The 8,774-nt window shown below is 68.2% G+C and carries 9 protein-coding genes; 3 read left to right on the top strand and 6 right to left on the bottom strand.

All coding sequences use genetic code 11. The features are described 5' to 3' along the window. Positions 1–137: 137 nt before the first annotated feature. From Aple_RS51335 to Aple_RS51320, 4 genes are all read right to left on the bottom strand, one after another. Positions 138–2,027 carry a beta-N-acetylhexosaminidase gene (locus tag Aple_RS51335; RefSeq protein ID WP_246265679.1) on the bottom strand — a complete coding sequence of 630 codons (1,890 nt, stop codon included), beginning with the start codon at positions 2,025–2,027 and terminating at the stop codon, positions 138–140. Positions 2,028–2,198: 171 nt separating this feature from the next. Continuing rightward, positions 2,199–3,026, bottom strand: coding sequence for an N-acetylmuramoyl-L-alanine amidase (locus Aple_RS51330; protein ID WP_155352103.1), 828 nt, complete (start codon positions 3,024–3,026; stop codon positions 2,199–2,201). A gap of 161 nt (positions 3,027–3,187) precedes the next feature. Beyond that, complete coding sequence (locus tag Aple_RS51325; protein WP_155352102.1) at positions 3,188–3,436, bottom strand: hypothetical protein; 249 nt, start codon at positions 3,434–3,436, stop codon at positions 3,188–3,190. Between the two features lie 76 nt (positions 3,437–3,512). Next, on the bottom strand, positions 3,513–4,616 hold the full coding sequence (locus tag Aple_RS51320; RefSeq protein ID WP_155352101.1) for a LacI family DNA-binding transcriptional regulator: 1,104 nt from the start codon (positions 4,614–4,616) through the stop codon (positions 3,513–3,515). A 130-nt stretch (positions 4,617–4,746) separates the two neighbouring features. Here Aple_RS51320 and Aple_RS51315 point away from each other — a divergent pair, with 130 nt between their 5' ends. Next, the gene (locus Aple_RS51315; RefSeq protein WP_246265677.1) at positions 4,747–5,442 is read left to right on the top strand and encodes a TetR/AcrR family transcriptional regulator; all 696 of its coding nucleotides are present in this window, start codon (positions 4,747–4,749) and stop codon (positions 5,440–5,442) included. Between the two features lie 128 nt (positions 5,443–5,570). On the opposite strand, the gene bldC is transcribed toward Aple_RS51315, so the two are convergent. Together bldC and Aple_RS51305 are read right to left on the bottom strand one after the other, a co-directional pair. After that, positions 5,571–5,774 (bottom strand): developmental transcriptional regulator BldC, encoded by a 204-nt coding sequence (gene bldC, locus Aple_RS51310; protein WP_013133571.1) that lies wholly within the window; start codon positions 5,772–5,774, stop codon positions 5,571–5,573. A 321-nt stretch (positions 5,775–6,095) separates the two neighbouring features. Beyond that, positions 6,096–6,950: a DUF8083 family protein gene (locus Aple_RS51305; protein WP_155352100.1), complete on the bottom strand. Its 855-nt coding sequence runs from the start codon at positions 6,948–6,950 to the stop codon at positions 6,096–6,098. Between the two features lie 130 nt (positions 6,951–7,080). Here Aple_RS51305 and Aple_RS51300 point away from each other — a divergent pair, with 130 nt between their 5' ends. Together Aple_RS51300 and Aple_RS51295 are read left to right on the top strand one after the other, a co-directional pair. Then, positions 7,081–8,175 (top strand): Leu/Phe/Val dehydrogenase, encoded by a 1,095-nt coding sequence (locus Aple_RS51300; protein ID WP_155352099.1) that lies wholly within the window; start codon positions 7,081–7,083, stop codon positions 8,173–8,175. Positions 8,176–8,326: 151 nt separating this feature from the next. Next, positions 8,327–8,560: a DUF3073 domain-containing protein gene (locus Aple_RS51295; RefSeq protein WP_155352098.1), complete on the top strand. Its 234-nt coding sequence runs from the start codon at positions 8,327–8,329 to the stop codon at positions 8,558–8,560. Positions 8,561–8,774: the final 214 nt, after the last annotated feature.

Raw genomic sequence — 8,774 nt, 5'->3', positions numbered from 1 at the left:
GGAACAACCACGGCAACCGAGGGCGGAGCCCACGGAAGCGAGCTCGGGGCGGGGCGGAAGCTCCGGGAGCAAATCAAGGGTGGGTCAGCCACGGTGAACACAACCCCCGAAGCGAGCACCGTTCGTGGGTGGGGTCGTTAGGTGATGCTGGGTCTGGTTGAGTCGGGGGAGTGGGTTAGGTCGTCTAGGTGGCGCATTACGTCGGCTACGGGGACGGCGCCGGGGCGGTGGGTGCGCCAGCCGCCGCCGCGTTGCCAGGGGTGAGGGCCGGTTAGGGGGCGGTATTCGATGCCGAGGGCGTCGAGGCGGGGGAGGTGGGCGGTTAGGCGGTCGTGGAAGTTTGTGGCGGGGTGGCCGGTCCAGGTGATTTCGGCGGCGGCGCAGGCGCGGGGCCAGGCGCGGTAGTCGAGGGTGCGGGCGTCGGGGATGCGTTCGCTCCAGAGTTGGAACTGGGCGCCTGCGACGTGGGCCTGTTCGGCGGGGGTCCAGGAGGAGGGGACGGGGGCGAAGGCGGCCACGTCGGCGACGGTGATCGTGTCGCCGATGGCGATGGGTTCGGTGGGGGTGGCTGCTTCGGCGTAGTCGAAGTAGAGGGGGTAGACGGGGGTCATGACGACGTCGTGGCCGGCGGCTGCCGCGCGGTGGGCGACGTTCATGCCGCGCCAGGGCATGACGATCGTGTCGGAGCGGAGCTGGCCGCTGACGAAGGCCTCGTCCCAGACGACGGCTCGGGTGCCGCGGGTGGCCAGGATGTCGGCGAGTTGGCGGAGGAACCAGGCGTGCTGGTCGCCGGGGGTGGCCAGGCCGAGGGATTCGCGGTGTGCGGTGATTTCGGGGGAGGCGGCCCAGTCGTCGAGGACGCATTCGTCGCCGCCGATGTGGAAGTAGGGGAGCGGGCCGAGGGCGTCGATGAGCTCGTCGAAGATCGTTGTGAGGAAGTCGAGAGTGGGTGGGAGGGGGGAGAGGATGGCTGGGGAGATTCCCCAGCGGTTGAGGACCTCGTGGGATTCGTTGGGTTTGGCGCCCAGGGCCGGGTAGGCCGCGAGGATGGCGGAGGCGTGGCCGGGGACGTCGATCTCCGGGACCACGATCACCGAGCGCGCCCGAGCGTATGCCGAAATTTCGGTCAGATCGGCCAGGGTGTAGTAGCCACCGTGCGGGATGCCGTCGTAGGAGGGCTCCTCGCCAGCGAAGCTCGTCGTCGTCGTGCTCGCCCGATACGACGAAATTTCGTGCAATCGCGGAAACGCCCGGCTTTCCACCCGCCAGCCCTGGTCATCAGCCAGATGCAGGTGCAGCCGGTTGAGCTTGTGCACCCCCATCAGATCCACCATCCGCAACACTTCCCGCTTCGGCAGGAAATGTCGGGACAAGTCCAGATGGGCCCCACGCCACCCCAACGCCGGAGCGTCCGCCACGCGCCCGCACGGCACCGTCCAGGCCGTCCCTGGCAACGCCGCCGCCCGGAATGCCTCCACCGGCAACAACTGCCGCAGCGTCTGCCCCGCGTAGAACGCCCCCGCCGCATTCCCCGCCGAGATCGTCACCCCCGCCTCAGAGATCGCGATCGAGTACGCCTCCGCCCCCAGATCCCCATCCCGCTCCACGATCACGGCTGCCACGCCCTCGCCCCGGCCCGGATCTCTGTCTTGCTTCACGGTCTCGGCTGCCGTGCCTTCGGCACGGCCCGGATCTCTGTCTTGCTTCACGGTCTCGGCTGCCGTGCCTTCGTCCCGGCCCGGATCTCTGTCTTGCTTCACGGTCTCGGCTGCCGTGCCTTCGTCCCGGCCCGGATCTCTGTCTTGCTTCACGGTCTCGGCTGCCGTGCCCTCGGCACGGTCCCGATCTTTGTTCCGCTCCATGGTCACTACCGCCGCGCCATCGGCCCGTCTCAAATCCAGGACGGGAAGCGCAAGCCGTACCGAATCGACAAGATCGGCAGGGCCGGCGACGAGCGATCCGAGGGCGAAGGTGAACACGCCAGGGGTGGCTTCCGCGAAGCGGGGGCGAGGTAGCAAGTTGTCCATGCCCGAAATATGCCCCAAACCCTCCCGGCTCGTCGGGTTCGCCGGGTGTGAAGATTCGTGGCTATTCGTACCCGAGGGATGGCCGGAAGCCGCCCGCCCGGTCGGCTTCGCTGGTTTTGAAGATCCGTGATTGGCCATGCCCCGGATATGCCCCCAAAGACCGATAAACGATCATTTCAGGTATGTCTGGAACCCCTGCGCCAGCGCCACGGCCAGCTTCTGGCGCCAGGCTGCGCTCTTGAACTTCGCCGCGTCTCCGGCGTTCCGCATGTTCCCTGACTCCAGGAAGATCTTCGGCACGGACGACAGGTTCAGCCCGCCCAGATCGTTCCGGTAATCCAGCGCCTTCGACCCGATGTAGGTGGAATAGGGCATCCCCGTCCCCGTGTGCACCGCGTCCCTGATCGTGATCCCCAGCTTCCTGGAGTCCGCGACCACCGGATCCACCGGACCATTGATCTTCTTCGGCATGATCACATGAAAGCCATGGTTCCCGGCCGCCGACCCATCCGCGTGGATGGAGATCGCCGCATCCGCCTTGGCCGTGTTCCCGATCGCCGCCCGCTTGGTTATGCACGGCCCGGCACTGGTGTTGTTGGTCCTGGTCAGCTTCACCGTCGCACCCTTGGCACGCAGCAACTTGGCCAGCCGCTGCGACACGTCCCAGTTGAACGCGGCCTCGGAGTACCCGTCGTTGGTGGCCGTCCCCGTGGTGTCGCAGGCCTTCCATTTGGTCAGCACGTTGACCTGCTTGTTGATGATCTCAGGGTGCTTGTAGTTCCCGCCGTTGTGCCCGGGATCGATCACGATGACTTTGCCGGCGAGCGGCTTGGCCGGGGCGGCGGCATCGCCTGCCGCCCGGGCGGTCCCGTCCTTGCTGACTTCGAGCGGCGCGGTGGCGTCGGAGCCCGTTCCGGCTCCCGCCGCGCCGCCGCACGCCGCGGCGCCGAGCCCGGTCACGGCCAGGACTGCGGCGGCGACCGCCGAACGACGACTCATCGCGGTTGGTTCCCTTCGCTGAGGTCTGTCAACGTCCCAACCTACGCGCAGGCGGGACGTGACCAGACCGTGATTAGCGAGAAACCCGCCCTTTAGACGACCAGACGATGCACCGCTGTGATCACCCAGATCACGACATCCTCATGGACATGCTGCGAAAACTACCAAGCGGGTTCCGTGGCTTCCTGCTTGTGCAGCAGCGCGGCCAGTTCCCTGGCGTCCTCGGCGTCCAGGCCGAGCACCACCCGCGGGCGGCCCCACGGATGGTCGATCGAGTGCGCCACGTAGCTGGCGACCGACTCGATGCTCACGTCCGCGGGACGGCCCCGCGTGGCCCGCCAGTGACCCCAGGCCCGTTCGAGCTCGGCCGCGGCGCGCTGGGCGCAGGAGACCAACTCCGGATCACGCATTCATTCCCCCAGGTCGATGCGTCGGCGTCATGCCCGCAGTCAACACCTGCCGGAACATGACGCCGCCGCGATTGACCTAGCTTTGGGCGTCGCTTGGCGCGGGACCGGTGCTGTGCCGTACCACCAGCTGGGGGGTGACCTGGCGGAGCCGGGAGGTTTTGCCCGGTTCGCAGATGCGGTCGCTGAGCAGCGCGGCGGCCGAGCGGCCCATCGCGCGGCGCGGCTGGTCCACGCTGGTCAGCGAGATGTGGTGGACGGCGGCCAGGTGGGTGTTGTCGTAGCCGACCACCGACAGGTCCTCCGGCACCCGCAGGCCCAGCTCGCTGGCGGCGGTGAGCACGCCGAGCGCGACCACGTCGTTGGCGGCGAAGATCGCCGTCGGCCGCGGCTCCCGGTTGAGCAGGGCAAGCGCCGCGCGGCGGCCGCCCTCCTCGGTGAAGTCGCCGTGCTCGACCATGATGTACGGCGCGAGCGCGTGCCTGCGCATCGCCACCAGATACCCCTCGCACCGGCACCGGGCGGCCGACGACGGCGTGCCCTCGATGTGCGCGATCCTGCGGTGGCCCAGCTCGACCAGGTGATCGACGGCCAGCCGGGCGCCGAGCTGATCGTCGTCCACGACGATGTCGACGCTGTCGAGTTCCACGTCGCGCTCGCCGACCACCACGGTCGGCGTGTACGCGGCGGCCTCGGCCAGGGTGTCGCTGGAGGGGGCGACCCCCAGCAGCACGAGCCCGTCGACGCGCAGTTCGAGGAACGCCTCGACGGCCTCGTCCTCGAACGCCGGGTCCCAGCGACCGCTGCCGATCAGCAGGCGCAGGCCCTCACCGTGCAGGCTCTCCTGGAGCCCGTCGAGGAACTCGGCGTAGAACGGATTGTGCAGGTCGGCGACGAGCGCCCCGACCAGATGGGTCCGGCCTTCGACGAGGCTGCGGGCCACCGCGTTCGGGCGGTACCCCAGCTCTCTGGCCGCTTGGAGAACCGCCTCCCGGCGATGCTCGCTGACATGTGGCGACCCGCGCAGAACCAGGGAGACCAGTGACTTCGATACGCCCGCGCGCTCGGCGACGTTGCGGATCGTCGGTCGTGGCCGCGGGCTGAACCCGTCGGCGAGTCCGGAATCCGGTACGGGTACCGCGATGTCGTGCCGGGCAGTGGTCTGCATTGACGGTCCTGACATGGTTCTCCCCACGATGCGCGGACGTGCACCTGTCAGACAGAACGATCGAATCCCGGATAAGGTACGGGTAAATCCATCTTGATCGCTTCGGCGCACGCTGTCAGCTAGCGACTCCGATAGTCTCGACAGTGTGGGTGCAACTCCCCGGCCGGCGAAACTTGACGCCAAGGACCGGGACAATTCAGAACAGCCAAACCAGTCAGATCAGCGGCCGGCACGAAGGCGGCTGAGTGTCGACCGCCGCCGTGAGGAACTGATCGCCGCCGCGCTGGAGCTTTTCAGCAAGCACGACGCGGACGACGTCTCCATCGACGACGTGGCCCTGTCGGCCGGCGCCTCCCGGGCGCTCGTCTACCACTACTTCGGCGGCAAGCAGGAGCTCTACGTCGCCGCGTTACGCAGCGCGGCCGACGAGCTGGAGGCCAGACTCCGCCCCCAGCAGGGCGGCCGGCCCATCGACGAGCTCTCCGCCGGCCTGCGGCGCTACTTCGATTTCGTCGAGGAGCACGCCGCGGGGTTCGCGGCGCTCCTCCGTGGTGGCCCGGCCGACCGTTCCGGCGAGATCGGTGAGATCGTCGACGGCGTCCGGCAGCGCCTGTTCAGGTTGATCATGAGCCAGATGCGGGTCACCGAGCCCAGCCCGGTGCTGCGCATCACGCTCCGCTCGTGGATCGCCTCCGTGGAGACGGCGGGGCTCGACTGGCTGGAGCACCGCGACCTGGATCGGCCCACGTTGGAGCGCTTGCTGGGCGAGCAGATGGTGGCCTTGGTGGGGGTGGCCGCCGATTATGACCCGGAGGTCGAGCGGCTCACGCGTAGCTCCTAGGGCTCCTAGGTTGGGTCGGCGCCGGGCGGGCGGCGCCGGATCACATCTGGTACCGGGATGTGATGTGGACGCGCTCACATCGCTGACGCGAGCGCGCCGTTCGTCCCCCTAGGTGCTGCGATCCCCCGCTACTCCGAGCGCTGCTGCGGAATGCCCGCGAGCAGCGCCCGAACCTCGGTTTCCCGGTAACGCCGGTGTCCGCCGAGGGTGCGGATGGACGTCAACTTGCCCGCCTTCGCCCACCGAGTAACGGTCTTGGGGTCGACGCGGAACATGGTTGCGACCTCCGCCGGGGTGAGCAGTGGCTCGGCCTCGGGTGTACGAGCTGACATTTGTGCGGCCTCTCCTCCGTGTGGACCGGCGACAGCGATCCTGCGACTTATCTTGGCGCTTGTCACGGATGTCCCCCAATGATCCATAACGTGCGGTTTCTTGGACCATTTGCGGCATCACCCGATGTGACCATACAGCCACGTAGCGCGATTGGCGAGCCCTCTGGGCGCAACGTCTCGACCACGTGTTGATGTCACGCTCGGTGATTCTAGCGACACGTTTCGTGGTATCGCAGTGAAAACGGCAAACTACTCAGTTCGCAGTTGTCCCATCGACCATCTCATGACCCAAAGCCGCAGGTCAGCCCCACTGGTTGGGGCTCAGTTGGCCGACTCCAGACTCTGGATCGACCTCCAGCGGAGGATCACCCGCTGATACATCGCGAAGGCAAGTTCTTCCTGACCGTTGTCCAAACCCGTGAGAGCCGCCGCCAATTCGGCCACGGACTGGTCGGCCTGCAAGGTCTCGTCGTCCATCAGGTGCACCAGGCCGCCGTAGTCCAGCTCCACCAGCGAGTGCGGGTGGAACTCCTCCAGCCAGCGGCCCACGTCCTCGACGTCGGTCAGGGTGTCGACGTCGCCGACATGCCGCCGGATGACCACCAGGGCCCGGGCCACCCGCTTGCGGGCCTGCGCCATCGACGTCACGTAGAGCATGTTCCTGGCCGGGGCCATGGTGATGCCCTCGGACTCCTCGCCGCGCAGCACCAGCCAGCGCTCGGCCGAGTCGAACGGCACGAACCACGGGGTCGGGACATGCCAGGTGCTGGTCCTGATGTGCATGCGCAGGGACGGCTCGCCGCGCTTGAAGGCGTCGAACTCGTTGGCCGTACGCTCCGCGACCGGGGTCGGCACGAAACGGTCGGCCAGTTTGACCGGCATGCTGCCGCGGAAGGTGGCGAACGCCAGCCAGGAGCGCAGCCGGCTCTGCCACGGGCAGACATACAGCACGTCGTCGACGCGCCGCAGGTAGGCGTTGTGGCTTTCCGCGCTCGGCGCGGGGAACGGCGGCACCCGCAGGATGCGCCGGACGGACTCCTCGTGCTCGACCTCAAGCGCCCCGGCCCGCCGCGGACGTTCCGGATTCTGGGCATACCTGGCCCAGGCCAGCCGATCCCGCTCCGGAAACGCGGTCAGCGGCTCGTAGACGCGGAGGTACGCGGCGTAGGGCAGCACACCCCGAATCGTGCCATGCGAAACGGATCCGCGCAGTGCCCACCTGCTCGCAATCCATGATCGTCGTTACCCTGGAGGGTGAGATCCGCCGCAACGGAGCGGCGGACAGAGGCGATCAGGAGTCACCACAGTGACCGACGTCTTCGGGCTCTCCCACCAGGAACCGAGCCGAAACTCCCGGCATGAGCAGGTCGTGTTCTGCGCGGACGACCGCAGCGGCCTGTACGCGATCATCGCCATCTACAGCACGGCTCTCGGGCCGGGTCTTGGCGGAACCCGTTTCTACCCCTACCCCGACGAGCAGGCCGCCCTGGCCGACGTGCTCAACCTCTCCCGGGCCATGGCGTACAAGAACGCCCTGGCCGGCCTGGACCACGGCGGCGCCAAAGCCGTCATCATCGGCGACCCCGCCACGGACAAGACCGAAGCCCTGCTCCGGGCCTACGGCCGGTTCGTGCAGTCCCTCGGCGGCCGCTACTACACCGCCTGCGACGTGGGCACCTACAGCGAGGACATGGACATCGTGGGCCGCGAGTGCGCCTACGTGACCGGCCGCACCCTCGCCCACGGCGGCGCGGGCGACTCGTCCATCCTGACCGCCTACGGGGTGTTCCAGGGCATGCGCGCCGCGGCCGCGCACCGCTACGGCGACCCCAGCCTGCGCGGCAAGCGGGTCGGCGTGGAAGGCGTCGGCAAGGTCGGCCACCGCCTCGTCGAGCACCTGCTGGAGGACGGCGCCGAGGTGGTGATCTGCGACGTCAACGACCAAGCCGTCGAGCGGGTACGGCACCGCCACCCGGAGGTCGACTCCCTCCCCGACGCCGCGGCCCTGGCCACCGCGGACATCGACGTCTACGCGCCCTGCGCCCTCGGCGGCGCCCTCACCGACGACACGGTGGCCACGCTGCGCGCCACGATCGTCTGCGGCGGGGCCAACAACCAGCTCGCCCATCCCGGCGTGGAGAAGCAGCTGGCCGATCGTGGCATCCTGTACGCGCCTGACTACGTGGTGAACTCGGGCGGGGTCATCCAGGTCGCCGACGAGATCGCGGGGTTCAACATGGAGCGGGCCAAAGCGAGGGCGGCTCAGATTTTTGCCACCACCCAGAAAATCTTCGCCATCGCCGACGACGAGGGCGTCCCCCCGGCGGTCGCAGCAGATAGGCTGGCAGAGCGCAGAATGTCGGAAGTCGGGCGGCTTAGAGCCATTTGGCTGGGCCGCTGACTGCCGCCGCCCAGACGGCGTACCGAGCGGGGCGCAAAACAGGTACGGTTGTAGGCGAACGAGAGGCTGACGCCCTAAGTCAGGTGGCGTCAGTGCGTGGTGCGTTAGCGACGAGGGGTCGGGCACGACCCCGCATGAGGGGGTCGAGCCAATGGGGCGCGGCCGAGCCAAGGCCAAGCAGGTCAAGGTCGCCCGCCAGCTGAAGTACAACAGCGGCGGCACGGATCTTGAGCGCCTGCGTGCGGAGCTCGGAGTCGAGGACAACGTCGATTCCGACCGCAATGACGAGCACGACCCTTATGACGAGTTGGCAGATCGGTATGCCGATTATGCCGCCGTCGACGACGAGGACGATGGGGACGACCCACCCGGGAGCCGTCGTTGAGCGGTTCCTGACCTAGCGAAACAACACCCGGCATGGCGCGCTATGCCGGGTGTTTTCGCCGCCCTCGCAAGGGCCCAGCGCTCCGGGTGCCCGGAGCGCTATTCGCCGTTGCCGTGGTTGTTCCCACCCTTGATTCGCTCCCAGAGCTTCCACCCCAAACTCGCTTCCGCGGCTTCGCCCTCGGTTGCCGTGGTTGTTCCCACCCGCCCACCCT

The sequence above is a fragment of the Acrocarpospora pleiomorpha genome (assembly GCF_009687885.1).
Classification (GTDB): Bacteria; Actinomycetota; Actinomycetes; order Streptosporangiales; family Streptosporangiaceae; genus Acrocarpospora; species Acrocarpospora pleiomorpha.
This window is presented reverse-complemented; position numbering and strand designations above follow the sequence as displayed.

Excerpts from the sequence above, each read along its gene's own strand:
- bldC (WP_013133571.1), bottom strand. The coding sequence starts at position 5,774 with ATGTCAGCTCGTACACCCGAGGCCGAGCCACTGCTCACCCCGGCGGAG.
- Aple_RS51335 (WP_246265679.1), bottom strand. The coding sequence starts at position 2,027 with ATGGACAACTTGCTACCTCGCCCCCGCTTCGCGGAAGCCACCCCTGGC.
- Aple_RS51325 (WP_155352102.1), bottom strand. The coding sequence starts at position 3,436 with ATGCGTGATCCGGAGTTGGTCTCCTGCGCCCAGCGCGCCGCGGCCGAG.
- Aple_RS51330 (WP_155352103.1), bottom strand. The coding sequence starts at position 3,026 with ATGAGTCGTCGTTCGGCGGTCGCCGCCGCAGTCCTGGCCGTGACCGGG.
- Aple_RS51295 (WP_155352098.1), top strand. The coding sequence starts at position 8,327 with ATGGGGCGCGGCCGAGCCAAGGCCAAGCAGGTCAAGGTCGCCCGCCAG.
- Aple_RS51320 (WP_155352101.1), bottom strand. The coding sequence starts at position 4,616 with ATGTCAGGACCGTCAATGCAGACCACTGCCCGGCACGACATCGCGGTA.